This window comes from Shinella curvata, assembly GCF_022899935.1.
Lineage (GTDB): Bacteria > Pseudomonadota > Alphaproteobacteria > Rhizobiales > Rhizobiaceae > Shinella > Shinella curvata.
Window position 1 is genome coordinate 260,838 of sequence record NZ_JALJCJ010000005.1, and the last position, 24,370, is coordinate 285,207.

Genomic DNA, 24,370 nt, shown 5'->3' on the forward strand with positions numbered 1-24,370 from the left:
TCACCAAAGCGAAACCTCGCGAAAGCCGGAACGCACCCTTCAGGTTCGCGCTACAGAATGAAATCGCTCGCCTTCATCGCCAGGCTGAGATCGAGCCTGATGGCAAAGTCGGCTTTGCCGTCGCCGTTGGTGTCGCCCAGGATGATTGTGTCCCCGGACTTCAGCACATAGCGAAGTTCGCCCGCCTTCTTGTGGAACGCGTCCGTCTCGATGAAGGTAAAGGCATCGTCCGCCTGCGTCCTCGTATTGGCATCGATACCGTCAAGATCGATCTTGTCGCCCTGCTTGCGCGAGAAATCGTAGATGGCGTCACGGCTGCCGGCAGCGACAACGCTGGCCCCCTGCACCGCCAGAAAGACGAATGTATCGGCGCCCGACCCGCCGTAAAGCTTGTCCCGACCACCGCCGTTGCCGCCGATCAGCGTATCGTCGCCGGCACCGCCCTTCAGCGTGTCGACGCCGCCCCTGCCGTTCAGCGTGTTGTCCGCACGGTTGCCGACAATGACGTTGTTGAGGCCATTGCCGGTCCCGTTGATCTGCGCAGAACCTGAAAGCGTCAGGTTCTCGACATTGGCCGAGAGGGCGTATGAAACCGACGCCCTCACGAGATCGGTCCCCTCTCCGGCTTTTTCGACGACCTTGTCCCTTGCATTGTCGACGCCATAGGTATCGTTGCCCGTGCCGCCGACCATGCGGTCGGCTCCTGCCCTGCCATTGATCACATTATCGGCGGCATTGCCGATGATGACATTGGCAAGGCCGTTGCCCGTGCCGGAAGTCGCCGTTCCCAGGAGCGTCAGATGCTCGACATTGGCGGAAAGCGCATAGCTGACCGAAGCCTTGACGAGATCGGTCCCGGCCCCCGTCCATTCGACGACCTTGTCCCTTGCATTGTCGACCACATAGATGTCGTTGCCCTTGCCGCCCGACATGCGGTCGGCCCCTGCCCTGCCGTCGAGCGTGTTTCCGGCGGCGTTGCCGCTGATGAGATTTGCGAGGCCGTTGCCCGTGCCGTTGATCTTTGCCAGCCCCGTCAGCTTCAGATTTTCGACATTCGCGCCAAGTGTGTAGGTGAGGGAAGACCTGACGAGATCCGTGCCCTCTCCCGCCGCCTCGACCACAATATCCCCGGCATTTTCAACGAAATAGGTGTCGTTTCCCTTGCCGCCGAGCATCCGGTCGGCGCCCGTCCTGCCGTTGAGCAGATCGGTGCCGGCATAGCCGTAGAGGATATCGCGATGAATGCTGCCCTTCAGGCTGTCATTGCCGGGCGTGCCCTTGAAGATGTCAGGTTCGATGCCCCTGACCGTCACCGTTACGTCAGCCGTCGTTTTGCCGCCATGACCGTCGGAAACGGTGTAGCGGATGATCACGGTACGTGTCTCGTCGGCTGCGATGTTCTGGTTGGGCGCTTTTGTAGGATCATAGACCAGCCGGCCGTCCGCCCGGATCGAAACGCTGCCGAAACCGGACCGGACGGATGCGGAGAGGATGGAGAGTTTGTCGCCGTCATCGTCATGGGCGGCGGACAGCACATCGATGGAAACCGCCGCATTCTCGAACGTCCGGGCAGCGATATTTGCCGGAAGTTCTGGCGCGTCATTGAGGTTCTTGACCGTCAGCGTGAAGACCTCGCTGACGGAAAGACCGCCCTTGTCGGTCGCGGTGATGCGCACGGACAGCCCACCGACGTCGCCTTTTTGCGGTGTGCCGGAGAAAGTGCGCGTGGCCGCGTTGAAATGCAGCCAATCCGGCAACGCGCCACCGCCGGCAAGCGTGGCCTTGTAGGTGAGCGTGTCAAGTGCATCGGGATCGGCAAAGATGCCTGCGGGCACGCTGAAAGAAAAGGGTTTAGCCTCCTGCGCCGTCTGCAGGGCAATGTCCTTGCTGGTCGGTGCGTCATTCAGCCAGAAGGTTCGCTGATAGATGCCCTCGCCATGCGCTCCGTAGACTGTCCAGGTGACCACCCAGCCACCGTCCGAAAGCGCGGTGATTTCAGGACTATAGTCGTCGTCCAACCCGCCGGCACTGACCTGCATCTTGCCACCGTTTGCCGTGCCGTCGGCATTGTAGGCCCGCTGGTAGATGTCGGACCTGTTTCCTTCTGTCGAAAAGTCGATCCAGGTGACCACCCATCCGCCGTCCGAAAGCACCGTGATCTGGGGGTCGATGCCCGTGGCGCTGATGCCGGTCTCTGCGCCCTGCTTGGTGCCGTTGGCATGGTAGGCTTGCTGCCGCAGGCCCTCCCATCCCAGCCAGGCCACGACCCAGCCACCGTCCGGCAGCGCCACCACCTCGGGCAGGCTGATCGCCACGGATTGGGAATTGACCTGGGCTTCGCCACCCTGCCTGCTGCCGTTGGCGTTGTAGACCTGCTGGTAGATGCCATCTTCACCGGCGTCCTGTTCGGACGACATCCAGGTCACGACCCAGCCGCCGTCCGAAAGCGCCGTGATCTGCGTGCCGACCTGGAAGCTCGTCGTATAGGTATTGACCCGCACCGCCGCGCCGCGCGCCGTGCCGTCGGCATGGAAAGCCCGCTGGTAGACATCCGTGTCGAGCGGGTCAGCGTTGATCGAACCATCTGCGGACGACCACATGACGACCCAGCCGCCGTCCGAAAGCGCCGTGATCTGCGGCGCCAGCTGATCGCCGGTCGCTGCCGTGTTCACCCTGATCTTGCCGCCCTGCGCCGTGCCATCGGCACGGAAGGCCTGCTGGTAGACATCATAGTCGGACGAGGTTCCCCCGGAAGGCCCCTCCCAGGTGACAACCCAGCCGCCGTCAGAAAGCGCCGTGGTCTGGGCACCGCGCAGGCTCGAAGTATCGAGCGTGGTTTCCGGACCCCTGGCGGCACCATCCGCACGATAGGCCTGCTGCCGAACGCCACCGGCGCCGAACCAGGAAACGACCCAACCGCCATCGGAAAGCGCCGTCACCAGCGGCCCGTACTGGCCGCTCGCCGTGTAGGTGTTGACCCTGGTTTCGCCGCCCTGCTTCGTGCCGTCGGCATTGTAGACCTGCTGGGAAATGTCGAGGTTCGACGCACCCGGCGCATAGGATTCCCAGGTGACGACCCAGCCGCCATCCGAAAGTCCCGTGATTTGTGGAAACTGCCTTGAGAAGGCTTCCCCGGTATTGACCCGGCTGATCGTGCCGCTCGTGATTGCCATTGTCGCGTCCCCCATGACAGGCACGGCGACAGGATCACCGTCCGCCACCGCGCGCAAATCGTCCCTCAACCACACGCTATACGGGCCTTGAGGACCCGTTATTCCCCATTTACGAAAGGAACGCGGATTTTCGAGAAAAGTCCAGTCGTGAGTGGCCAGCCGGTTCGCGCAAAAAATCGCCGCGCCCAGCCCGCATCGACGTGAAAATGGGAAGGTGCGCCGGAGCGCTTGCGGTCCGCCGCGACAGACGAAGCAGGAAAAGTGCGATCCACGGCGACCGATGGAGATTTACGATCCTGGGTGCCTACAAACGTAGGTGGGCGCCATATGTCCAAGCCCACGGGCCTGGTCAGGGACAGCTCCCTTTGGATCGAGTATGGCCCCAGGGATTGTGGTTCCTGTCGGGAAGCGCAGATCGCAACCGAGATATAGGATGAAAGCGGGCGTTTCGCCAGTGGCAATCGTCGAAGCATGTCCAGCAAATATGCGAACGGTCGTGCGCCCGCAGATGCGCCGGATCAGTTCGCCTGCGGCTTCCCGTTGAGTTTAGCCGCCATGCCCTGGATCTGGCTGGTCAGCTCGCCGAGCGCCTGGGCGATCGCCTCCTCGCTGCGCGAAACCTCGCCCATCACGCCTTCGCGGCCCTTGCGCAGATCCTCGGCTTCCTTTTCGAGCTTGCCGAGCCGGCGCTTCACATCGTTCAGCTCGTCCATGACCATGATGCCGGCCATGACGGTCAGGCGCAGGTCGCCGATCTCACCGAACTGGCTCTTCAGGTGCCCGACATATTGATCGAAGCCGGCGGCGAGCTCTTCGAGATGCGCCTCCTGCCCCTCTTCGCAGGCCATGCGATAGGCCTTGCCATCAATCTGTACGGTTACCTGTGCCATGCGGATTCTTTCTGCTGATTAGCGGTCGAGCACGGCCCGGATCGTTTCCATGGCCGTGACGAGACGGCGGGAAACCTCGCGGTTGACCTCCTCCAGCCGGTTGGCGCGGAATTCGGATTGGTCGAGCTCCTGGGCGAGCCGCGAGCGGTCGGTGTTGACACGCCGCACTTCACTCTCCACGTCGCCGCGATCACGCTCGCGCTCGAAGCGCATGTCGAGCGCATTGTCCAGACTGCTGAGCGCCTTGCGAAGCTCCTCGATCGCTGTCCGAACTGTTTCCCCGTTGGTCATAAAGCCTTCACCGGCACTCTCAAAAAACGCGAATCGCCGCCGCCAGCGCCGGTTCTCTCGCTTCGACAGTATTCAACTGCGGGCATGAGCGTCAACAGCGCGGCCGACGACGCCATAAACCCGCTGTGGATCAGCCGTTCGGCCGGTTGCAATGAGCGCCTGCGGCAGCTTTTCGCAAAGGCTGAAAAAGGCGGCGGAAATGGCCCTCAAATGCCGGAAAAACCGCCGAATTCGTTGACTCCGACGATGCACCTGCTATGTGTCTCCCGCTTCCTAACCGATGCCCAGAAAGGCACCGGGCCCAACACTCCGAAGAAGACGGAACAGTCATGATCTCTCGCGAAAAACACGACCGGATGGCGAACGCAATTCGCTTCCTTTCCATGGATGCCGTGGAAAAGGCGAACTCCGGTCACCCCGGCCTGCCCATGGGCGCAGCAGATATCGCAACGGTTCTTTTCACCCGCTTTCTTTCCTTCGATCCGAAGACCCCGTCCTGGCCGAACCGTGACCGTTTCGTGCTGTCGGCCGGTCACGGCTCGATGCTGCTCTACTCGCTGCTCTATTTGACGGGCTACGAAGACATCACGATCGACGAGATCAAGAATTTCCGCCAGCTCGGCGCCAAGACCGCCGGCCACCCGGAATACGGCCACGCCGCCGGCATCGAGACGACCACCGGTCCGCTCGGCCAGGGCATTGCCAATGCCGTCGGCATGGCGCTTGCCGAACGCAAGCTGCGCGACGAGTTCGGCGCCGACCTCATGGAGCACTTCACCTACGTGATCGCGGGTGACGGCTGCCTCATGGAAGGCATCAGCCAGGAGGCCATCGCGCTTGCCGGGCACCTGAAGCTGAACAAGCTCATCGTCTTCTGGGACGACAACAACATCTCGATCGACGGCCCGATCTCGATTGCCGACTCGACCGACCAGCACGCCCGCTTCCGCGCCAGCCAGTGGCATACGATCGCCGTCGACGGCCATGATCCGGATGCGATCGCCGCTGCCATCGAGGAAGCCCAGAAGTCCGACAAGCCGACCATGATCGCCTGCAAGACGACGATCGGTTTCGGCGCCCCGAACAAGGCCGGCACGCACAAGGTGCACGGTTCGCCGCTCGGTGCCGAAGAAATCGCCGCCACCCGCAAGGCGCTGAACTGGGAATCGGAAGCCTTCGTCGTTCCCTCCGACGTGCTCGACGCCTGGCGTCTGGCCGGTCTTCGCTCCGCCAAGACCCACAAGGAATGGGAAGCCCGTCTCGAGAAGACGGAAGCCGAGAAGAAGGCGCAGTTCGTCCGCCGCTTCGCCGGCGATCTCGAAAGCAGCCTCGACTCCGCCATCGCCACCTACAAGAAGAAGCTCGCCGAAACCAAGCCGAACCCGGCAACCCGCAAGGCTTCGGAAGACGCGCTTGAAGTGATCAACGGCGTTCTCCTGGAAACGCTCGGCGGCTCGGCCGACCTGACCGGTTCGAACAACACCAAGACGAGCCAGACCAAGTCGATCACCCCGACGGACTTCTCCGGCCGTTACGTCCATTACGGCGTGCGCGAGCACGGCATGGCCGCCGCCATGAACGGTATCGCACTGCATGGCGGCCTGATCCCCTATTCCGGCGGCTTCCTGATCTTCTCGGACTATTGCCGTCCGTCGATCCGCCTTGCCGCACTGATGGGTATCCGCGTCATCCATGTCCTGACGCACGATTCCATCGGTCTTGGTGAAGACGGCCCGACGCACCAGCCGGTCGAACACATGGCGGCGCTCCGCGCCATTCCGAACCTGCTCGTCTTCCGCCCGGCCGACGCCACGGAAACCGCAGAAGTCTGGCAGCTGGCGCTCGAAAGCCACAACCGTCCGTCGGCCATCGCGCTGACCCGCCAGAACCTGATGCCGGTTCGCCTGGAATACGAGGAAGAAAACCTCTCGGCTCGCGGCGCCTACGATCTGGTTTCGGCCAGCGACGCCAAGGTCACGATCTTCGCCTCCGGCTCGGAAATCGAAATCGCCGTGAAGGCCCAGCAGGCGCTGTCGGCCAAGGGCATCTCGACCCGCGTCGTTTCCGTACCCTGCGTCGAACTCTTCGCCGAACAGCCGGAAGCCTACCAGAAGGCCGTCATCGGCAACTCGCCGGTCAAGATCGCCGTCGAAGCCGGCATCCGCCAGGGCTGGGACCACTTCATCGGTTCGGACGGCATCTTCGTCGGCATGTCCTCGTTCGGCGCCTCCGGCCCGTACAAGGAACTCTACAAGCATTTCGGCATCACGCCGGAGGCTGTCGTCGCCGCTGCGGAAGCAAAGCTCGGTTAATGCCTGACGGCGCGGCCCCGGCCGCGCCTCACACCGCCCAAAGTTTATCCATAGGGCCCAGTTTATCCATAGGGAGAGACCCCACATGACTGTGAAAGTTGCCATCAACGGTTTTGGCCGCATCGGCCGTAACGTGCTTCGCGCCATCGTCGAATCCGGCCGCACCGACATCGAAGTTGTCGCCGTCAACGACCTCGGCCCGGTCGAGACCAATGCGCATCTCGTTCGCTACGATTCCGTCCACGGCAAGTTCCCGGGCACCGTCACCGTTTCCGGCGACACGATCGACGTCGGCCGCGGCCCGATCCGCGTCACCGCCATCCGCGACCCGAAGGAACTGCCCTGGGGCGACGTCGACATCGCGCTGGAATGCACCGGCCTGTTCACGACGAAGGAAAAGGCCGGCGCGCATCTCGCCAACGGCTCCAAGCGCGTCATCGTCTCCGCACCGTGCGACAATGCCGATAAGACCATCGTCTATGGCGTGAACCACAACACGCTGACCAAGGACGACCGCGTCATTTCGAACGCATCGTGCACGACGAACTGCCTGGCGCCCGTCGCCTACATTCTCGACAAGGCCTTCGGCATCGAGAAGGGCTACATGACGACGATCCACTCCTACACGGGTGATCAGCCGACGCTCGACACGATGCACAAGGACCTCTACCGCGCCCGCGCGGCAGCGCTCTCCATGATCCCGACCTCGACGGGTGCTGCAAAGGCCGTCGGCCTCGTGCTGCCGCAGCTCAAGGGCAAGCTCGACGGTTCGGCCATCCGCGTGCCGACCCCGAACGTCTCGGTCGTCGACCTGAAGTTCGTACCGTCGCGCAACGTCACGGCTGAAGAAGTCAACGCTGCCATCAAGGAAGCCGCGGAAGGCGAACTCAAGGGCATCCTCGACTACGTCACGGGCCCGCTCGTCTCGATCGACTTCAACCACGACAGCAACTCGTCGAACTTCGCCGCCGACCAGACCAAGGTTCTCGACGGCAACCTCGTTCGCATCCTGTCCTGGTACGACAACGAATGGGGCTTCTCGAACCGCATGTCCGACACGGCTGTGGCCTTCGGCAAGCTGATCTAAGCAGCAACACGAAACACCCGGGCAGCGATGTCCGGGTGTTTTTTCTTGACCAGACGACACTTTCAGGAGCCGTGCCATGACCTTCAAGACCCTCGACAATCTCACCGACATCGCCGGCAAGCGCGTGCTCGTCCGCGTCGATCTCAACGTGCCCGTCAAGGACGGCAAGGTCACCGATGCGACACGCATCGAGCGCGTCGCCCCGACCATCCAGGAACTCTCCAAGAAGGGCGCCAAGGTCATCCTGCTCGCCCATTTCGGCCGCCCGAAGGGTGAGGTCGTCGCCGACATGTCGCTGGAGCAGATTCTGCCCGCGGTGAACGACGTTCTCGGCACGAAGGTGCATTTCGCCGCCGATTGCATCGGCGATACCGCCGCTGCCGCCATCGCCGCGCTCGACAATGGCGGCATCCTGCTTCTCGAAAACACCCGCTTCCACAAAGGCGAAGAGAAGAACAACCCGGACTTCACCGCAGCGCTCGCCGCAAACGGCGACCTCTATGTCAACGACGCCTTCTCGGCCGCGCACCGCGCACACGCCTCGACCGAAGGCCTCGCCCATCTCCTGCCCGCCTATGCCGGCCGCACCATGCAGGCGGAACTCGAAGCGCTGGAAAAGGGCCTCGGCAATCCGAACCGCCCGGTCGTCGCCATCGTCGGCGGCGCAAAAGTCTCCACCAAGATCGACCTGCTCATGAACCTCGTGAAAAAGGTAGACGCGCTGGTCATCGGCGGCGGCATGGCGAACACCTTCCTTGCCGCCCGCGGCACCAATGTCGGAAAGTCGCTCTGCGAACATGACCTCGCCGACACCGCCAAGCAGATCATGATCGAGGCCGCCACCGCGACCTGCGCCATCGTGCTGCCGGAAGACGGCGTCGTCGCCCGTGAGTTCAAGGCCAATGCCGAAAACGAAGTGGTCGATGTCAACGCCATTCCGGCCGACGCCATGATGCTCGACGTCGGTCCGAAGACCATCGAGGCCGTGAATGCCTGGATTTCGCGCGCTTCGACGCTCGTCTGGAACGGCCCGCTCGGCGCCTTCGAAATCGCCCCCTTCGACACCGCGACGGTCGCGGCTGCCAAGCATGCGGCCGAACAGACCAAAGCCGGCAAGCTCGTCTCCGTCGCCGGTGGCGGCGATACGGTCGCGGCCCTCAACCATGCCGGTGTCGCCGACGATTTCACCTATGTCTCGACCGCCGGCGGCGCGTTCCTCGAATGGATGGAAGGCAAGCCGCTGCCGGGCGTCGATATCCTGCATCAGCAGAAATAACGGCCGCCCCTTGCGCTTGGCGCGGGATCGCCTACATTCTCTGTAACGTCAACAACGGAAAGGAAGGTGATCCAATGTCTAATGAGATTTCGGTCTTGGCTTCGGGCATGGGAATTGTGGTGAATGAAACGAGGCAGCCCTCGTTCTGACCCCGCCTTCCTTCGGGTCCTAAGACCCGGGTCCGCACCGGACCAAACCTCATGGGGGCCACCTTCGGGTGGCCCTTTTGCGTTTGAGGTGACAGTAAGCAGCCCGCCTCCTCTCCAAGGTCATCCTCGGGCTTGACCCGAGGATCCACAGCCGCAAGCGAGGACGTACCGTGTGGATGGATGCTCGGGTCAAGCCCGAGCATGACGGAGGAGGTTGTTGTTCCTCCACTACGGCCGTATCAGCACCGTCAGCATCATCAGCGCGATGGCGACGACAGCGATCTTCCAGAAATCCGCGCGCCGGCGCAGTCCCGGCAGGCCAATGGGCCGGATCAGATGCAGCAGCATGACGGCAAGCAGGAGGACGGGGAGGATTTTCGACATGATGGCCTTTCCTCGCCCTTCCTGTCACACCCGGGACATTTTTCCAAGCGATCAGCGCAAGGGGTGAAAATCCTGCGCCATGTCGCCTTTGCATCTGGCAATCGTCGTGCGGCGCGCTATTCCTATTGCATCGGCGAACCTGCGGAAATCACATGCGCAATAATCTCATATCCGTCTTCGCGCTGCTCATGGGCACGCTGTTCCTGTTCCTCGGGAATGGCCTGCACGGCCTGCTGCTTCCCATGCGCGGCGCCTTCGAAGGTTATGAGACGACGATGCTCGGCTTGCTCGGCACGTCCTGGGCGTCGGGCTTCGTGCTCGGCTGCCTACTGGCGCCTGCTATCGTCAAGCGCATCGGCCATGTGCGTGCCTTCTCGGGCTTCGCCTCGCTCATCGCCATCATCGCGCTTTTGACCGGCATCCTCGTCGATCCCATCTGGTGGATCGTGCTGCGTGCCGTCACCGGTTTTTCGATCGCCGGCACATCGATGATCATCGAAAGCTGGCTGAACGAACGCGCCACCAACGAGAGCCGCGGCCTGATCTTTTCCCTTTACATCGCCATCACGCTGATCGGCACCGTCGGTGGCCAGATGACGGTGGCGCTCGGCGATGTGACGACACCGATCCTGTTCATGTTCGCCGGCATCCTCTACTGCTTCGCCATGCTGCCGACCACACTCTCCACGGCCGCCTCGCCGCAACCGCTGAAGCAGGTGCGCCTCGATATTCCCGCCCTCTTCCGCACCTCGCCGATCGCCTGCGTCGGCATCGTGCTGATCGGCATTTCCAACGGCGCCTTCGGAACGCTCGGCGCCGTCTTCGGCGCGCAGGTGGGGCTTACGTCCAGCATGATTGCCACCATGATGAGCGTGGCGATCTTCGCCGGCGCCGTCATGCAGCTGCCGGCCGGCCGCATGTCCGACCGCATCGACCGGCGCATCGTGCTTGCCGCGCTCTCGGCGGTGGCCGCCGCCGCCGGCCTTGCCCTCTTCGTCTTTCAGCCGGCTAACGTGACCGTGCTTCTGGTGCTGACCGCCCTCTATGGCGCGATGGCCAATGCCCTCTACCCGATCGCCGTGTCGCATGCCAATGACTTCGCAAGTCCCGAGGACTTCGTGAAGGTGTCCGGCGGCCTGCTTCTCCTGTACGGCATCGGCACGATCATCGGCCCCACGCTCGGCGGCCCGATCATGTCGGCTATCGGCCCCTATGCGCTGTTCCTCGTCACCTGCTGGGCGCATATCCTGATCACCGCCTACGCGATCTTCCGCAGTCAGCGCCGCGCCGCTAAGCCGGCCGAGATGCGCGATGCCTATACGACGATCAACCCCGGCACGCTGATGACGCCGGAAAGCCTTCAGCTTTCTCCGCGTGCCCTGCCCCAGCAACAGGCCACTGCCGACGAGCAACAGGAGGGGGAAACCGCATGAGCCTTTTCGATGATGATCGCACGCAGAAGAAGACGGTCCATGACATCGGCAGCGACCTCTCCCTGCTGTCCGTGGATGAGCTTTCCGCGCGAATCGACCTCCTCAAGGCCGAAATCGCACGTCTCGAATCGGAGAAGGCACAAAAGGGCGCCAGCCGCTCGGCTGCGGAAAGCCTATTCCGCTAGGGCATTTCCAGCCGAAGCGGAATCGCTTCGGCGTCGGATAATGCGAAAACAACCAGCGCCTATTGTCGCAGCCTTGCCAAAAAAACACAGGAGCCGGCGAAACGACAATAGAGTTAACCGGCCATTAAGCCTTACACGTTATTACTTGCCTATCCGGTCCTTCCGGATTCAGACATTTTCTCCCTCCGGGGTATCGGTCTGATTTTTCTCCCTGTTTTACCTTGAGAGCCGCTTTCCGCGGCTCTTTTTTTATTTGCGCCCCCATCCTCCTGTGCACTGTCCCGAAAGAATTGTGGAGATTAACCCTTTATTAAGAATGCCCTTGCGCGAATTAGGTTATGGGATCATCCTCAAGACATAGAAGGCGGCTGGAACCGAATGAGCCGACCCTCCGTTACCTGCAAGTCGCGCGTTCAACAGGGATCAAACCATGTCCGAAAGAGGATTGAATACCGTCAGCTTCGCTGGCCACGTTGCGTCGTCGGCGCAATTCAAGGCCCTGTACGCTGAGGGCATGGGTCTCGTTGAGGAGACCGCGAGCTATCTCGATGGCGTCGGCCGCCAGGCTTCCAAGGTCCTGCCGCGCATGGCCTCGGTGCTTTACGCAGCAGAATCGATGCGCCTCACCACCCGCCTGATGCAGATGGCCTCCTGGCTTCTCCTGCAGCGCGCTGTCAACAATGGCGAAATGAGCCGCGATCAGGTGCTGTCGGAAAAGAACAAGGTCCGCCTCGACAGCTTCAACGTCGACAAGACCGCGCCCGGCTGGAACGACCTGCCGGAAGCCTTCCGCGACCTCATCGAACGGTCGCTGCGCCTGCAGAACCGCATCGCCTTGCTCGACCGCGAAATCTATCGCCCGCAGGACGTCCAGACATTTGCGCCCGACAATCAGAACAGCGTCCAGGCCCAGATCAACCTGCTGCAGACCGCCTTTGGCAACAACTGAACGGCACGCAGGACCATGACGACACCAACCCGGCTCCGGCCGGGTTTTTTGTTATCTGCTCTCAAGGGAAATCAAGGCAATAAAAAACCCGGCCGAAGCCGGGTTCTTCAAAACTGTCTGCGAAAGGCAGATTAGAGGCCGAGGCCTTCGAAGCGCTTCTTGAACTTCGAAACGCGGCCGCCACGGTCCAGCATCTGCTGGTTGCCGCCGGTCCAGGCCGGGTGCGACTTCGGATCGATTTCGAGGTTCATCGTTGCGCCTTCCGAACCCCAGGTCGAGCGGGTTTCGTACTCGGTGCCGTCGGTCATGACGACCTTGATGACGTGGTAGTCGGGATGGATATCAGCCTTCATGACACTCTTCCTGCTTGTTCCGGGGGCCATTTGTCGCAACGCATTGCGGCAGCGAGGCCAAAGACGTAAATGAAGCCGCGGCCGGTCGGACCTGCGGCTTCCCAATTCGATGGCGAGCCTATACATGAAGGCCGTCTGGATAACAAGAGCCGAAAGACAAATCGTGCCGCAAGGCGCTGGAAACGGGGGTATGGTGTCCACAGACAGAGAACAAGCCGCGCAGGAAAAGCCCGCACGCAGGACCATTCGCCCGCTCGGCAAGCTCACTCCCTATGTAAGCCGCTATCGAGGTCTCGTCTGCGGCGCGCTCGTGGCGCTCATCATGGCCGCCGTCACAACGCTCGTTCTGCCTATCGCCGTGCGCCGCATGATCGACCACGGCTTCTCCGGTGCCGATGCCGGCTTCATCAACACCTATTTCACCATGCTCTTCGTGTTGGCCGGCCTGCTCGCGCTGGCGAGCGCCATGCGCTACTACTTCGTCATCACGCTCGGCGAGCGCATCGTCGCGGATATCAGGCGCGAGGTCTTCGCCCATGTGACGCGGTTGTCGCCGGCGTTCTTCGACGTCAACCAATCCGGCGAGATCGTCTCGCGGCTGACGGCCGATACGACGCAGATCAAGTCCGCCGTCGGCGCCACCGCCTCCGTGGCGCTGCGCAACCTTATCCTGTGTCTCGGCGCCATCGTCATGATGGTCTATACCAGCCCCAAGCTCTCCAGCCTCGTCATCGGTGCCATCCCGATCATCGTCTTTCCGCTCGTCGCCTTCGGCCGCTCCGTGCGCCGTCGCTCGCGCGAGGCGCAGGATACGCTCGCGGCGGCGTCCGCCTATGCCGGCGAGGCGATCGGCGCCACACGCACGCTTCAGGCCTTCAATGCGGAAGAGGCCGCCCGCGCCCGCTTCTTCGGCGCAGTCGAAAGCGCCTATGAGGCCGCGCGCTCCGCCATTCGCGCCCGCTCGCTGCTGACCGGTTTCGCCATCGCCATGATCTTCGGTTCGGTCGTCGCCGTGCTCTGGTTCGGCGCGCAGGACGTGCTGTCGGGCACGATCTCAGCCGGAACGCTCGGCCAGTTCCTGCTCTATGCCGTCTTTGCCGCCGGCAGCCTCGGTGCGCTCTCCGAGGTCTGGGGCGAACTCTCGCAGGCCGCCGGTGCCGCCGAACGCCTCACCGAGCTACTGGCCGAAAAGCCCGCCATCGCCCCCCCCCCTGCCAATCCGGTCGCATTACCCGTACCGTCGCGCGGCGAGCTGACCTTCGAGGATGTGCACTTCTCCTATCCCGCCCGCCCCGGCTATCGCAGCATCAACGGCCTGTCCTTTGCCGTGAAGCAGGGAGAAACGGTCGCTGTCGTCGGCCCGTCGGGTGCCGGCAAGAGCACGATCCTGTCGCTGGTCGAGCGCTTCTACGATCCCGATGCCGGCACCGTGCGGCTCGATGGCGTCGATCTGCGCACCACGGATCCTGAAGAGCTTCGCCGCCGCATCGCGCTGGTGCCGCAGGATGTCACCATCTTCGCCGCGACGATCCGCGACAACATCGCCTTCGGCATGGCTGGTGTCAGCGACGAGGCGATCCGCGCCGCCGCCCGCGCCGCGCAGGCGGAAGAATTCATCGCGCGCCTCGACAAGGGCTATGACACCATGGTCGGCGAGCGTGGCGTGACGCTCTCCGGCGGCCAGCGCCAGCGCATCGCCATCGCACGCGCCATCCTCAAGGATGCGCCGCTGCTGCTGCTCGACGAGGCGACCTCGGCCCTCGATGCCGAGAGCGAAACGCTGGTGCAGACGGCGCTGGATGGCCAGATGGGCAAACGCACGACGATCGTCATCGCCCACCGGCTTGCGACCGTGCTGAAGGCAGACCGTATCCTTGTCATGGAAGCTGGGCGGATCGTTGAGGAAGGCACTCACCAGTCGCTGATCCAGCAGGGCGGTCTCTATGCCCGCCTCGCCCGGCTGCAGTTCGACCATGGCGGCCAGGCTTTCCTCGGTGAAAACCGGGCTGCGGGCTGACGGGTTCGCCCTTGTCATGAGGAGGTAGCGCCCTATCCTGAGTGTCGTAACCAACGTCACTCTGGGAGGAGACCACCGTGGCATTTTCGACGATCACCCGCCGGACCCTGATGGCGCTCGGCGCTACAGCGCTTGCAGCGCTGACGCTGGGCACGTCCGCCAGCGCCCAGCAGTTTCCCGACCGCACCATCACGCTCGTTGTGCCCTTCGCGGCCGGCGGCTCGACGGATGTGGTGGCCCGCATCATCGCGCAGAAGATGTCGGAGAATATCGGCCAGCAGATCATCGTCGAGAATGTCGGCGGGGCCGGCGGCAGCCTGGGCGCAGATCGCGTGGCGCGGGCGGAACCGGACGGCTACACGATCCTGATGGCGACCGTCGCCACCCATGCGCTCAACCCGCTCATCCTGAAGACGAAGCCCTATGATGCGGAAAAGGATTTTGCGCCGGTTTCGCTGCTGGTGATCGTGCCGAACGTGCTGGTGGTCAATCCCGAGCTGCCCGCCAAAAGTGTCGAGGAGCTGCTCGCCTTGCTGAAGGCCGATCCGGAAGGCTACAGCTATGCCTCGTCCGGCAATGGCACGCCGCTGCACCTCTCCGGCGAACTCTTCAAGTCGATGGCCGGCGTCAGCATGCAGCATGTGCCCTACAAGGGCTCCGGCCCGGCACTCAACGACGTGATTGGCAACCAGATCCCGATCATGTTCGACAACCTGCCCTCCTCCTCCGGCCACATCAAGGCCGGCACGCTGCGCGCGCTTGCCGTCACCACCAAGGAACGCGCCGCGTCCTTCCCGGATGTGCCGACGATCGCCGAATCCGGCATTCCCGGCTACGAGACCTATACGTGGAACGCGCTCTTCGCGCCGGCCGGCACGCCGAAGGAGGTTGTCGATAAACTCAATGAAGCCGCCAACACCGCCCTGAAGGATCCTGCAGTGATGGAGCGCATGAAGGAATTCAGCGCCACCATCGTCGGCTCAACGTCGGAAGAACTCGGCAAACACGTGACGGCAGAACTCGCCAAATGGAAACCCGTCGTCGAGGGTGCAAAAATCCAGATGGATTGATCAGCGTCAGGCCGGCGCCTCAGGCGCCGATTGCCCTGCCCGCAATGCGCCCGGAAAACAGGCAGCCACCGAGGAATGTGCCCTCCAGCGCATTGTAGCCATGCAGGCCGCCGCCACCGAAGCCGGCGGCCTCGCCGGCCGCATAGAGGCCCGGCACCGGCTTGCCTGACAGTTCCAGCACCCGCCCAGACGGATCCGTCTGGAGGCCACCGAGTGTCTTGCGCGTGAGGATGTTGAGGCGCACCGCGATCAGCGGCCCGGACTTGGGATCGAGCAGGCGGTGCGGCCGCGCCGTGCGCATCAGCTTGTCGCCGAGATAGTTGCGCGCGCCGTGGATGGCCGTGACCTGCGCATCCTTCGAGAACGGATTGTCGATCTCGCGGTCGCGCGCCTCCACCTCGGCACGCACGCGCTCCGCATTGAGCAGGGGCGCATCGGTCAGCCCATTCATGGCCGCGACGAGATCGTCGAGCGTGTCGCGAACGACGAAATCCGCCCCCTTGTCCATGAAAGCCTGCACCGGGCCGGGCGGGTTCTTGCCGAGCCGCCTCAGCAAGAGCGGGATGTCCTTGCCCGTCAGGTCCGGGTTCTGCTCGGATCCGGACAGCGCGAATTCCTTCTTGATGATCGCCCGCGTCAGGATGAACCAGCTGTGGTCGTGGCCGCTCGCGCGAATGGCTTTCAGTGTCGCCAGCGTATCGAAACCCGGCATGGCCGGCGCGGGAAAGCGGCGGCCGTGGGCATCGAGCCAGAGCGACGACGGGCCGGGCAGGATCCGGATGCCGTGACCCGGCCAGATCGGATCCCAGTTCCGCAGGCCCTCGGTGTAGTGCCACATGCGGTCGCCATTGATGACCGAACCGCCAGCTCGTTGCGCGATGCCCAGCATGCGTCCGTCGACATGGGCGGGCACGCCGCTCACCATGAAAGCGGGCGGTTCGCCGAGGCGGTCGCGCGGCCAGCTTTCACGCACCAGGTCCTGATTGCCGCCAATGCCGCCCGACGACACCAGAACTGCACCCGCGCGAAACCGGAAATCGCCGACGATCTCCCGCGACGTCGATCGACCGCGCGCCGCATGATCCGGCGCCAGCACCGCGCCATGGGCACCGACAACCACACCATTCTCGACGATCACCCCATCGACACGATGGCGGAAACGGAAGGCAATCGCGTTTTCGGCCCGAAGCTGCTCGGCACGCCGCAAAAACGGCGCCAGCACACCGGGGCCGGTGCCCCATGTCACATGGAAGCGCGGCACGGAATTGCCATGCCCCGTCGCCAGCCCACCGCCCCGCTCCGCCCAGCCAACGACGGGAAACCAGCGCATACCCATTGCATGCAGCCAGGCCTGCTTCTCACCGCTGGCAAAGTCGAGATAGGCCTCTGCCCAATAACGCGGCCAATGGTCCTCCGGCCGGTCGAAACCGGCAGAGCCCATCCAGTCCTGCCGCGCCAATGCGAGGCTGTCACGGATGCGCATGCGGCGCTGCTCGGGACTATCGATGAAGAACAGACCACCCAGCGACCAGAAGGCCTGCCCGCCCAGGCTCTGCTCTCCCTCCTGGTCGAGCACGATCACCCTGAGCCCGCGCCCGGCCGCCTCCGTCGCTGCGACGAGGCCGGCAAGACCCGCGCCGATGACAAGAAGATCGCAATCCATCCCAACGCCTCCCGTCGCAAGTTGCAAAACTTACGCTGACGTTCACGTCAGATCAATAGATGGAGAAATGTCCGTGGCGGGAAGGCGCAACACTGGCGCGCTCCCCAAGTCACGAAACCTATCGTTCGGTCAGCTTCAGTTCGATACGGCGGTTAGTCGCCTTTGCCGCATCGTCATTGCCCTCGGCAATCGGCTGGAATTCGCCGAAGCCGGCTGCGACGAGCCGGTTGGCCGGCACGCCATTGGCGATAAGGAATTTGACGACCGACGTTGCGCGCGCCGAGGAAAGCTCCCAGTTGTCGCGGTAGCGGCCGGTGCCGGACAGCGGCACATTGTCGGTATGGCCATCGACGCGCAGCACCCAGTTGATCTCGGCGGGAATTTCCTTGGCGAGATCGAGCAGGGCTGTAGCGAGCTTCTTCATCTCCGCCTGCCCCGCCTCGTTCAGCTCGTTGCCGCCGGAGGGGAAGAGCACTTCCGACTGGAAGACGAAGCGGTCGCCGACGATGCGGATGTTTTCGCGGTCGGACAGGATTTCGCGCAGCCGGCCGAAGAAGTCGGAACGGTAGCGGTTGAGCTCCTGCACACGCTGCGCCAGCGCGACATTGAGGCGGCGGCCGAGATCGGCGATCTTCGTCTGCGAGGACTTGTCCTTGGCCTCGGAGGCCTGGAGCGCCTCTTCCACGGCGGCGATCTGGCTACGCAGCGCGGCGATCTGCTGGTTGAGCAGCTCGATCTGGCTTGCAGCCCGCGCGCTCACCTGCTTTTCCGAATCCAGTTCGCCTTCCAGCGTCGTCACGCGGGCATTGGCGGCATCGGAGGCACCGGAACCGCTGTCCAGTAGCTGTTGAAGACGCGTGCGGTCGCTTTCGGATTGCGCAAGCGAGGCCTGGAGATTGGCGAGCGTGTCCTCGAGATCCTGCTTGCCGCTCTTTTCCAGCGCCAGCAATTGCGTGAGTTCGTTGATCTGGCTGGTCAGCCGATTCAGCACGTCGTCCTTGCCGGAGATTTCGCGGCTCAGAAAGAACTGCGCCAGCACGAAGACCGTGAGCAGGAACATGATCGCAAGCAGCAGCGTCGACAACGCATCGACGAAGCCCGGCCAGTAATCGACCGAGCGCTGGCTGCGCCGGTTGCGGGCGAGCGCCATCTCTATTCGCCCCCGGCCTTGTGGGCCTTCTCGGCCGCGCGTTCCGGCAGCTTTTCGACCGAGCGCTCACCCGAACGCGCTGCAAGACGGTCGAGCGTGCGGCGAAGCGCCTTGGCCTCCTCCTGCTGCGCCTCGATCCAGTCGCGCAGCATCTGCTGCTCGCTGCGCATGTTTTTCACAAGGCCCTGAATACCTTCTGCAAGGCTCGCCATCGCTGCCGTCGAGCGTTGGCCGCCACCTTCATGTTGCGCGAGTTTCAGGATCTGCTCGGCGAGCGCCTGCACGTCGGCCGAAGATGTCGTTGCGAGTTCCGCGGTCGGCTGAAGCTCCGACCCTACATCCGTCACGGAAGACAGCCAGTTTTCCAGCTCCGTGTAGAAGCGGTTCTGCGCACGGCCGGCCTGCAAGTCGAGGAAGCCGAGGATGAGCGAGGAGGCGAGACCGAACAGCGAGGTCGAGAAGGCCGTACCCATACCTTCCAGCGGGGCGTAAAGGCCTTGCTTCAGCGCCGTAAGAATATCATTCGCCGTGCCGCCGCCGGCATCCAGCGACTGGATGACCGCGCTGATCGAACCGATCGTGCCGAGCAGGCCCCAGAAGGTGCCCAGCAGGCCGAGAAAGACCAGGAGGCCGATCAGGTAGCGGGATGTATCGCGCGATTCGTCGAGGCGCGTGGCGATGGAATCGAGGATTGACCGCAGCGTCGCGGTCGACAGCGCCAGCGAATGGCGCCGGCCGATCAGCGCGCGCATCGGCGCGAGCAGCACGGGATCGCGCCCGACCTTTTCGGCGCTGCCGGCCGCGCGGAACGAGTTGAACCAGCGCACTTCGGGCCGCAGCGCCAGAACATGGTTGAAGACCAGCAGTATGCCGATCAATAGCACACCGAGGATCAGGCCATTGAGGCCGGGATTGGAGAGAAACGCCGTCTGCGCCTGGCGAAAGAGGATGGCGGCGACGAAGCCGACGATGATGAGGAAGATCACCATCGTCCAGAAGAACGCCATGGGGCTCGAAAGTTTGTGCGGGTAGTCGTCCCCGGTCTCGGACGACCCTCCCCAGCCCGACAGCGCCAGCTTAGCCATGTAGTCGCATCTCCGCTTTCTCGTCGGGGCGGAGACTAGAGGAAGATTGTGAGGAATTGAAGGGCTTAGCAGCAACAGCGGCGCTTTGATGCGCCGCCATCCTCAGCCTGCCTCAGCGCGTCGGAACCGGGCGGTGCAGCACGTCGCGCAACGCCTTGTGGATATATTCGTTACCGGCAACCACTTCGCCGGCATTGAACATGTCATTGCCGCCGTCGAAGTCGGTTGCATAACCGCCGGCTTCGCGAATCAGGAGAACACCGGTCGCCATGTCCCATTCGGCCAGGTCACGCTCCCAGAAACCGTCGAAACGGCCGGCGGCGACATAGGCGAGATCGAGCGCGGTGGAACCGAGACGGCGCATGCCGGCGACTTCGCCCATCACATGGCGCAGCTCGATGAGGAACTTGCCATGGTTGCCGCGGCCGAGATGCGGCACGCTGCAACCGATGACGGCATCCGACAGGGCCTTTCGGGCGGCCACGCGCAGGCGGCGATCGTTGAGGAAGGCGCCACCGCCACGCTCGGCGGTGAAGAGTTCGTCCGTCGCCGCGTTGAGAACGACGGCGGCGACGATCTCGCCGTTGCGTTCCAGCGCAATGGTGCTGGCAAAGAGCGGGATGCCGTGCAGGAAATTCGTGGTGCCGTCGAGGGCGTTGACGATCCAGCGGTGCGCACCATCCGTGCCGATGACTTCGTCGGCTTCGTCGCTGAGGAAGCCATAGGTCGGACGGGCCTTCATCAGTTCTTCGCGGACGATCTTCTCGGCCTTGCGGTGGGCCTGCGCGACATATTCGGCCGGGCCCTTGAGCGAAACCTGGAGGTTCTGCACTTCGCCGAAATCACGCGAGAGCGACTTGCCGGCCTTGAAGGCGGCCTGAACCATAACGTTGAGAAGAGCTGAACGAGCCATGAAATGAATGTCCTTCGGGAATGTCCGGCGCATCGGGACGGCAAAAGCCGCGGCGCGCAAATGCACGGGGACCGGATGTGCGGGCTTCAAGACCACAAATCCAGCGAAGTTTCAAGCCTTCAGCCCCTGCGTCGGCTGCAATGCAGGGGCCGCGATCGTGCAACAGGGTAAATACGGCGCCCTACGAGCCCGAGCGGTACTTGTTCGCCGCCGTGATCGCCGCCTTCTGCTGTTCGTCCGTCAGGCCGAGGTAGAAGTCCTCAAGCGACGGATCATTCAGACCTGCACGTCGGACCAGAACGAACCACTTGCCTGCCTCGATCGGATCGGGCCGTGTGCCGATGGCGTGGATATAAAGCTGCGCGAGCTTGCTCTGGGCAACGACATTGCCGCCATCGGCGGCGCGCTTCATCCATTTAAAACCCGTATCGTAGTCACGATCGCCCGCCGTGCCGTTCACCAGCCACATGCCGAGATCGAGCTGAGCCGTATCGAAGCCCGCGCGGGCAGCCCGCACAAGCCATTCACGAGCGCGCTTGGTCTTTTCTTCCGGCAGGTCCTTCAGGTTCACATAGATCTGGGCCACGGCGTATTGCGCATCCGCGATGCCCTGCTCGGCGGACTTCTCGTAATAGGGCAGCGCGTCACGCAGCCCCTTGTCGCCCGGGCTATCGGCCACCAGCACCTGCGCGTAGTTGAACTGCGCGGAGGCATTGCCGAGATCAGCCGATTTCTTCATCAGCTCGTCGGCCTTCTTGCGATCCGTCGGCGACGCCGAGCGCTCCATGAGAAGGATCGCATATTTGAACATGCCGGTCGGATCGCCGCCATTGGCGGCCTGCTCATACCAGAACAGTGCCTGCTTGCGATCGCGCTTCACGCCGAGGCCACGGTCGAGAATTTCGGCGACCAGGGTCTGCGCGGCGGGATCGCCCAGCTGCGCGCGCGGCAAAGCCAGTTCCATCGCCGTCAGGTAGTGGCCGCGCTGGAAGGCGCCGTAAGCGTCGTCCACCTTGCCGGTGAACGGCTTTTCGGCCGGCAGTGCCGGCAGGTCGGCCCCCATGCGATCGAGCACCGAGAGCCCCGTGGATGGACCATCGACCGGCTTCTTCTCGTCCTTCTTGGCCTCGTCGGGCTGCTCGTCGAGCGCGGCGGGCTTCACCTCCTCGACCGGTTTCTTTTCATCAACCTTCGCATCGTCGAGGGTGACGGACGGTCCCTTCTTGGCCGTCTCGGCAAGAGACGGCACGGCGACGAGAACGCCCGTGGCGAGAAACGCCACCGGCGCGATACGGCAAGCTTGTGAACGAAGGGCCCTGATCATGAGCGCCTACTATTGCTCAAACCGTGGCGCTTTTTCGTCAAGAAGAGCATTGACCGCAGCAATCACATGCGGCGCCTGCGCGGGGTCGGCAAACACCGCCTTGTCCAGCGCCACGAACTCCGCGCCGGTCTCGGCAACGGCAAGAGCGGAGTCCGGATCGCTGCCGCCGAGCACGATGCAGGGAATTTCCACCATCGAGGCCCACCATTCGGCAAGCGCCAGGTTCTTCGGATGCGCTTCCGGCTTTATGTCGCCGCCGATCTTGCCGAAGAAGATATAGTCCGGCTGGATATCGCCGATCTCCAGCGCCTTGTGGCGATCCGTGGCATTGCCGCCGCCGACGATGAGTTTCGGCGTGAACTTTTCCACCGCCTCGGCAAATTCCTCAAGCCCGCCGGTCACATGGATACCGTCGGCCTTCGCCCGGCCGGCCACGCGCGTATCGCCGGCGACAAGAGCTGCAGCGCCGGCATCCTGGACGATCTGGACGAGCGCTTCGGCATGCTTCTGGAACACGCCGTCGTCGAGCCCGTATTGCGGAATGATCACCGAGGCGACATCGCCGCCCTTCAGAGCGCCCTCGAGCATGGCGGTCCGCGCGGACAGGTCCTCTCCCTCTGGGAGGATCAGCACGAGACGGCAGCGGTTATCGGCGTTGGACATGGATGGGCACTTCCTTGAATTGCGGCACTTGGTCTCGTCATAACAGATCAAAGCGGATAGACGGAAGGACGAACAGGATCAATCGTCTTCCATGTCCATAGACCCCTCGATTTATTACGCCGCGATCCCCGCCGTGCTGCTGGTCGGCCTGACAAAGGGCGGCATGGGCGAGGCGCTGGCATTAATGGGCGTGCCCCTGCTGGCCATGGCCGTGCCGCCGGTGCAAGCCGCCGCCATTCTTCTGCCGATCCTGGTGGTGATGGACTGCGTGTCGCTCTGGATCTGGCGCGAACACAACAACCGCACCCTCCTGAAAATGCTGCTGCCTGGTGCGCTCATCGGCATTGCCATCGGCTGGGCAACCTCGGCCTATGTGCCGCGTGATGCGCTGCGCCTCATCATCGGCCTCATTACCGTACTCTTCGTGCTGCGCTACTTCTACAACAGCTGGCGCGTCCGGCATGGTTATATCATCGAGCCGAAACCGCACCGGCTCATTCCCGCCGCCTTTTTCGGCACGCTGTCCGGCTATGGCAGCTTCGTGGCCCATGCCGGCGGCGCGCCGTTCCAGGTCTACGGCCTGCCGCTGAAGCTGCCGCCGCGCGACTATACCGGCGCGGCCGTCCGCTTCTTCGCCATTCTCAATTTCATCAAGCTTGGCCCCTATTTCGCGCTGGGACAGCTGGACACGACGAACCTCACCATCTCGGCGACGCTCGTGCCGCTTGCCATCATCGCGACCGCCTTCGGCGGTTTCATGGTCAAACGCATGAAGCCGGATGTCTTCTATCCCTTCATGTATTCCATGGCGCTGATTGCCGGGATGAAGCTCGTCTATGACGGCGTGCTGGCCTTTCTCTGAGGATACTTCGCACCGCACAAAATACTTGCCGCACCTGCTGCTTTGCCCTAGCGTTCGGCCATGGCGCACCCGGACCCCTTTGCTGCGATTGCCGATCCCAACCGCAGGTTCCTGCTGGAGGAGCTGCGTCGCGCTCCGCGCACGGTCAACGAACTCTCCGAAGGCCTGCCGATCAGCCGCCCGGCGGTCTCCCAGCACCTGAAAGCGCTGCTCGATTCCAACCTGGTCAGCGTGAAGGCCGAAGGCACGAAACGCATCTATGCCATCAATGCCAAGGGTTTCGACAGGCTCAATCTCTGGCTCGATCAATTCTGGTCGTGAACCCCACTGTGTCATTTTGAAATAGAACGCCCCGGCAGACCTTCCGGTTTGCCAGGGCGTCACGACATCTATGATTTCGTTTTCGGAAGCGGTTTCGCGAAATGGGCTCCTAACCCGGTCCTCCCATACGGACCAGCTGTTCCGCGACTTGCCTCCCTATAATCCCTTTGGAAAAATCCCTGTCGTTTCAGTGAGCTGAGGAGCGAATGCGCTCGATCTCGTCCTTGATGCGCAGCTTGCGACGCTTGATGTCTGCAATCGTCTCATCCTCCGAAGAGGGCCTTTTGATCGCAGCATGCAGCTCTTCTTCAAGAGCAAAATGCTTCTTTTCCAGCGTAGCCAGGTGGGCCTCAATCGTCATGTGACAGTTCCTTCCTTTTGCTTGCACCCGGTCACTTGCGTGCCGGATGATCCAGGTTGCAACAGTTCGAGTGTGCCATGTCATTTTTCATTTGTCGAAGGCGAAAACGTGGCAAGGGATAACTTCCCGTTACCGGGGCTTTCGTGATAGGAGCAGGCTTATACAGACTGGGACAGGCGGGCGAACCGCTGTTTCCGACGACGGGGAATAGAGCATGGCAGATCAGGAACAGGCTGAATTGCGGCTTGCCGCCGCACGGCTTCGCCAGGAGCATGAAGACTACGATGCCGCGATCAACGCCATGATCCAGGTCGGCTGCGAAGCCCTCAAAATCCAGCGCATGAAGAAGAAGAAGCTGATCCTCAAGGACAAGCTTTCCAAGCTGGAAGACCAGATCATTCCCGATATCATCGCCTGAACCGGACGAGACGCCTTGGACACCACAGAAACGCCCCCCGT

Annotated in this window: 24 protein-coding genes and 1 other RNA gene; 12 read left to right on the plus strand and 13 right to left on the minus strand. The window is 62.9% G+C overall.

Annotation, left to right across the window (positions count from 1 at the left end; translation table 11 throughout):
• Positions 1 to 50: 50 nt before the first annotated feature.
• The 4 genes from MUU55_RS19280 to MUU55_RS19295 all read right to left on the minus strand — a co-directional run bounded on the left by MUU55_RS19280 (position 51) and on the right by MUU55_RS19295 (position 4,354).
• A complete protein-coding gene (locus MUU55_RS19280; RefSeq protein ID WP_244762396.1) occupies positions 51 to 3,173 on the minus strand; it encodes a putative Ig domain-containing protein in 3,123 nt (1,040 codons plus the stop codon).
• A gap of 261 nt (positions 3,174 to 3,434) precedes the next feature.
• Positions 3,435 to 3,593, minus strand: a non-coding RNA gene (gene ssrS / locus MUU55_RS19285) — 6S RNA.
• Between the two features lie 98 nt (positions 3,594 to 3,691).
• Entirely contained in the window at positions 3,692 to 4,063 is a 372-nt protein-coding gene (locus tag MUU55_RS19290; RefSeq protein ID WP_244762397.1) for a cell division protein ZapA, read from the minus strand.
• Positions 4,064 to 4,081: 18 nt separating this feature from the next.
• The gene (locus MUU55_RS19295; RefSeq protein WP_244762398.1) at positions 4,082 to 4,354 is read right to left on the minus strand and encodes a DUF4164 domain-containing protein; all 273 of its coding nucleotides are present in this window, start codon (positions 4,352 to 4,354) and stop codon (positions 4,082 to 4,084) included.
• A gap of 84 nt (positions 4,355 to 4,438) precedes the next feature.
• Here MUU55_RS19295 and MUU55_RS19300 point away from each other — a divergent pair, with 84 nt between their 5' ends.
• From MUU55_RS19300 to MUU55_RS19315, 4 genes are all read left to right on the plus strand, one after another.
• The gene (locus tag MUU55_RS19300; protein WP_244762399.1) at positions 4,439 to 4,687 is read left to right on the plus strand and encodes a hypothetical protein; all 249 of its coding nucleotides are present in this window, start codon (positions 4,439 to 4,441) and stop codon (positions 4,685 to 4,687) included.
• A complete protein-coding gene (tkt, locus tag MUU55_RS19305; protein WP_244762400.1) occupies positions 4,684 to 6,666 on the plus strand; it encodes a transketolase in 1,983 nt (660 codons plus the stop codon). Before MUU55_RS19300 ends, tkt begins: the two co-directional genes overlap by 4 nt.
• A gap of 85 nt (positions 6,667 to 6,751) precedes the next feature.
• Complete coding sequence (gene gap, locus MUU55_RS19310; RefSeq protein ID WP_244762401.1) at positions 6,752 to 7,753, plus strand: type I glyceraldehyde-3-phosphate dehydrogenase; 1,002 nt, start codon at positions 6,752 to 6,754, stop codon at positions 7,751 to 7,753.
• Between the two features lie 76 nt (positions 7,754 to 7,829).
• Complete coding sequence (locus tag MUU55_RS19315; protein ID WP_244762402.1) at positions 7,830 to 9,029, plus strand: phosphoglycerate kinase; 1,200 nt, start codon at positions 7,830 to 7,832, stop codon at positions 9,027 to 9,029.
• A gap of 377 nt (positions 9,030 to 9,406) precedes the next feature.
• Here MUU55_RS19315 and MUU55_RS19320 read toward each other — a convergent pair whose 3' ends face one another.
• A complete protein-coding gene (locus tag MUU55_RS19320) occupies positions 9,407 to 9,562 on the minus strand; it encodes a hypothetical protein (RefSeq protein WP_244762403.1) in 156 nt (51 codons plus the stop codon).
• 152 nt (positions 9,563 to 9,714) lie between these two features.
• Here MUU55_RS19320 and MUU55_RS19325 point away from each other — a divergent pair, with 152 nt between their 5' ends.
• The 3 genes from MUU55_RS19325 (at position 9,715) to rcdA (ending at position 12,129) form a co-directional block, all read left to right on the plus strand.
• The gene (locus MUU55_RS19325; protein ID WP_244762404.1) at positions 9,715 to 10,995 is read left to right on the plus strand and encodes an MFS transporter; all 1,281 of its coding nucleotides are present in this window, start codon (positions 9,715 to 9,717) and stop codon (positions 10,993 to 10,995) included.
• Positions 10,992 to 11,180, plus strand: coding sequence for a DUF1192 domain-containing protein (locus MUU55_RS19330; protein WP_244762405.1), 189 nt, complete (start codon positions 10,992 to 10,994; stop codon positions 11,178 to 11,180). Before MUU55_RS19325 ends, MUU55_RS19330 begins: the two co-directional genes overlap by 4 nt.
• A gap of 430 nt (positions 11,181 to 11,610) precedes the next feature.
• Positions 11,611 to 12,129: a protease adaptor protein RcdA gene (rcdA, locus tag MUU55_RS19335; protein WP_244762406.1), complete on the plus strand. Its 519-nt coding sequence runs from the start codon at positions 11,611 to 11,613 to the stop codon at positions 12,127 to 12,129.
• A gap of 131 nt (positions 12,130 to 12,260) precedes the next feature.
• Here rcdA and rpmE read toward each other — a convergent pair whose 3' ends face one another.
• Positions 12,261 to 12,482 carry a 50S ribosomal protein L31 gene (gene rpmE / locus MUU55_RS19340; RefSeq protein ID WP_117370525.1) on the minus strand — a complete coding sequence of 74 codons (222 nt, stop codon included), beginning with the start codon at positions 12,480 to 12,482 and terminating at the stop codon, positions 12,261 to 12,263.
• Between the two features lie 190 nt (positions 12,483 to 12,672).
• Between rpmE and MUU55_RS19345 the strand changes: the two genes are divergently transcribed.
• Both MUU55_RS19345 and MUU55_RS19350 read left to right on the plus strand, forming a co-directional pair.
• Entirely contained in the window at positions 12,673 to 14,499 is a 1,827-nt protein-coding gene (locus tag MUU55_RS19345) for an ABC transporter transmembrane domain-containing protein (RefSeq protein WP_244762407.1), read from the plus strand.
• Positions 14,500 to 14,609: 110 nt separating this feature from the next.
• Positions 14,610 to 15,569, plus strand: coding sequence for a Bug family tripartite tricarboxylate transporter substrate binding protein (locus MUU55_RS19350; RefSeq protein WP_280519044.1), 960 nt, complete (start codon positions 14,610 to 14,612; stop codon positions 15,567 to 15,569).
• Positions 15,570 to 15,588: 19 nt separating this feature from the next.
• Here MUU55_RS19350 and MUU55_RS19355 read toward each other — a convergent pair whose 3' ends face one another.
• From MUU55_RS19355 to MUU55_RS19380, 6 genes are all read right to left on the minus strand, one after another.
• Entirely contained in the window at positions 15,589 to 17,232 is a 1,644-nt protein-coding gene (locus MUU55_RS19355) for an FAD-binding dehydrogenase (RefSeq protein WP_244762409.1), read from the minus strand.
• 118 nt (positions 17,233 to 17,350) lie between these two features.
• Positions 17,351 to 18,382: a peptidoglycan -binding protein gene (locus MUU55_RS19360; RefSeq protein ID WP_244762410.1), complete on the minus strand. Its 1,032-nt coding sequence runs from the start codon at positions 18,380 to 18,382 to the stop codon at positions 17,351 to 17,353.
• A 2-nt stretch (positions 18,383 to 18,384) separates the two neighbouring features.
• A complete protein-coding gene (locus MUU55_RS19365; protein WP_244762411.1) occupies positions 18,385 to 19,467 on the minus strand; it encodes a flagellar motor protein MotA in 1,083 nt (360 codons plus the stop codon).
• A gap of 112 nt (positions 19,468 to 19,579) precedes the next feature.
• Positions 19,580 to 20,380 carry an inositol monophosphatase family protein gene (locus tag MUU55_RS19370; protein WP_244762412.1) on the minus strand — a complete coding sequence of 267 codons (801 nt, stop codon included), beginning with the start codon at positions 20,378 to 20,380 and terminating at the stop codon, positions 19,580 to 19,582.
• A gap of 181 nt (positions 20,381 to 20,561) precedes the next feature.
• Entirely contained in the window at positions 20,562 to 21,704 is a 1,143-nt protein-coding gene (locus MUU55_RS19375) for a tetratricopeptide repeat protein (RefSeq protein ID WP_244762413.1), read from the minus strand.
• Between the two features lie 9 nt (positions 21,705 to 21,713).
• A complete protein-coding gene (locus MUU55_RS19380; RefSeq protein WP_244762414.1) occupies positions 21,714 to 22,367 on the minus strand; it encodes a thiamine phosphate synthase in 654 nt (217 codons plus the stop codon).
• A gap of 91 nt (positions 22,368 to 22,458) precedes the next feature.
• Between MUU55_RS19380 and MUU55_RS19385 the strand changes: the two genes are divergently transcribed.
• Positions 22,459 to 23,229 carry a sulfite exporter TauE/SafE family protein gene (locus tag MUU55_RS19385; RefSeq protein ID WP_244762415.1) on the plus strand — a complete coding sequence of 257 codons (771 nt, stop codon included), beginning with the start codon at positions 22,459 to 22,461 and terminating at the stop codon, positions 23,227 to 23,229.
• Positions 23,230 to 23,289: 60 nt separating this feature from the next.
• The gene (locus tag MUU55_RS19390) at positions 23,290 to 23,550 is read left to right on the plus strand and encodes an ArsR/SmtB family transcription factor (RefSeq protein WP_117370534.1); all 261 of its coding nucleotides are present in this window, start codon (positions 23,290 to 23,292) and stop codon (positions 23,548 to 23,550) included.
• Between the two features lie 187 nt (positions 23,551 to 23,737).
• On the opposite strand, the gene MUU55_RS19395 is transcribed toward MUU55_RS19390, so the two are convergent.
• Complete coding sequence (locus MUU55_RS19395; RefSeq protein WP_244762416.1) at positions 23,738 to 23,911, minus strand: YdcH family protein; 174 nt, start codon at positions 23,909 to 23,911, stop codon at positions 23,738 to 23,740.
• A gap of 214 nt (positions 23,912 to 24,125) precedes the next feature.
• Between MUU55_RS19395 and MUU55_RS19400 the strand changes: the two genes are divergently transcribed.
• A complete protein-coding gene (locus MUU55_RS19400; RefSeq protein ID WP_117370536.1) occupies positions 24,126 to 24,329 on the plus strand; it encodes a YdcH family protein in 204 nt (67 codons plus the stop codon).
• Positions 24,330 to 24,370 lie beyond the last annotated feature (41 nt).

What these genes read in the sequence shown, in the direction of transcription:
- MUU55_RS19280 (WP_244762396.1), bottom strand. Translation starts at nt 3,173, where the DNA reads ATGGCAATCACGAGCGGCACGATCAGCCGGGTCAATACCGGGGAAGCC.
- MUU55_RS19290 (WP_244762397.1), bottom strand. Translation starts at nt 4,063, where the DNA reads ATGGCACAGGTAACCGTACAGATTGATGGCAAGGCCTATCGCATGGCC.
- MUU55_RS19295 (WP_244762398.1), bottom strand. Translation starts at nt 4,354, where the DNA reads ATGACCAACGGGGAAACAGTTCGGACAGCGATCGAGGAGCTTCGCAAG.
- MUU55_RS19300 (WP_244762399.1), top strand. Translation starts at nt 4,439, where the DNA reads ATGAGCGTCAACAGCGCGGCCGACGACGCCATAAACCCGCTGTGGATC.
- tkt (WP_244762400.1), top strand. Translation starts at nt 4,684, where the DNA reads ATGATCTCTCGCGAAAAACACGACCGGATGGCGAACGCAATTCGCTTC.
- gap (WP_244762401.1), top strand. Translation starts at nt 6,752, where the DNA reads ATGACTGTGAAAGTTGCCATCAACGGTTTTGGCCGCATCGGCCGTAAC.
- MUU55_RS19315 (WP_244762402.1), top strand. Translation starts at nt 7,830, where the DNA reads ATGACCTTCAAGACCCTCGACAATCTCACCGACATCGCCGGCAAGCGC.
- MUU55_RS19320 (WP_244762403.1), bottom strand. Translation starts at nt 9,562, where the DNA reads ATGTCGAAAATCCTCCCCGTCCTCCTGCTTGCCGTCATGCTGCTGCAT.
- MUU55_RS19325 (WP_244762404.1), top strand. Translation starts at nt 9,715, where the DNA reads ATGCGCAATAATCTCATATCCGTCTTCGCGCTGCTCATGGGCACGCTG.
- MUU55_RS19330 (WP_244762405.1), top strand. Translation starts at nt 10,992, where the DNA reads ATGAGCCTTTTCGATGATGATCGCACGCAGAAGAAGACGGTCCATGAC.
- rcdA (WP_244762406.1), top strand. Translation starts at nt 11,611, where the DNA reads ATGTCCGAAAGAGGATTGAATACCGTCAGCTTCGCTGGCCACGTTGCG.
- rpmE (WP_117370525.1), bottom strand. Translation starts at nt 12,482, where the DNA reads ATGAAGGCTGATATCCATCCCGACTACCACGTCATCAAGGTCGTCATG.
- MUU55_RS19345 (WP_244762407.1), top strand. Translation starts at nt 12,673, where the DNA reads ATGGTGTCCACAGACAGAGAACAAGCCGCGCAGGAAAAGCCCGCACGC.
- MUU55_RS19350 (WP_280519044.1), top strand. Translation starts at nt 14,610, where the DNA reads ATGGCGCTCGGCGCTACAGCGCTTGCAGCGCTGACGCTGGGCACGTCC.
- MUU55_RS19355 (WP_244762409.1), bottom strand. Translation starts at nt 17,232, where the DNA reads ATGGATTGCGATCTTCTTGTCATCGGCGCGGGTCTTGCCGGCCTCGTC.
- MUU55_RS19360 (WP_244762410.1), bottom strand. Translation starts at nt 18,382, where the DNA reads ATGGCGCTCGCCCGCAACCGGCGCAGCCAGCGCTCGGTCGATTACTGG.
- MUU55_RS19365 (WP_244762411.1), bottom strand. Translation starts at nt 19,467, where the DNA reads ATGGCTAAGCTGGCGCTGTCGGGCTGGGGAGGGTCGTCCGAGACCGGG.
- MUU55_RS19370 (WP_244762412.1), bottom strand. Translation starts at nt 20,380, where the DNA reads ATGGCTCGTTCAGCTCTTCTCAACGTTATGGTTCAGGCCGCCTTCAAG.
- MUU55_RS19375 (WP_244762413.1), bottom strand. Translation starts at nt 21,704, where the DNA reads ATGATCAGGGCCCTTCGTTCACAAGCTTGCCGTATCGCGCCGGTGGCG.
- MUU55_RS19380 (WP_244762414.1), bottom strand. Translation starts at nt 22,367, where the DNA reads ATGTCCAACGCCGATAACCGCTGCCGTCTCGTGCTGATCCTCCCAGAG.
- MUU55_RS19385 (WP_244762415.1), top strand. Translation starts at nt 22,459, where the DNA reads ATGTCCATAGACCCCTCGATTTATTACGCCGCGATCCCCGCCGTGCTG.
- MUU55_RS19390 (WP_117370534.1), top strand. Translation starts at nt 23,290, where the DNA reads ATGGCGCACCCGGACCCCTTTGCTGCGATTGCCGATCCCAACCGCAGG.
- MUU55_RS19395 (WP_244762416.1), bottom strand. Translation starts at nt 23,911, where the DNA reads ATGACGATTGAGGCCCACCTGGCTACGCTGGAAAAGAAGCATTTTGCT.
- MUU55_RS19400 (WP_117370536.1), top strand. Translation starts at nt 24,126, where the DNA reads ATGGCAGATCAGGAACAGGCTGAATTGCGGCTTGCCGCCGCACGGCTT.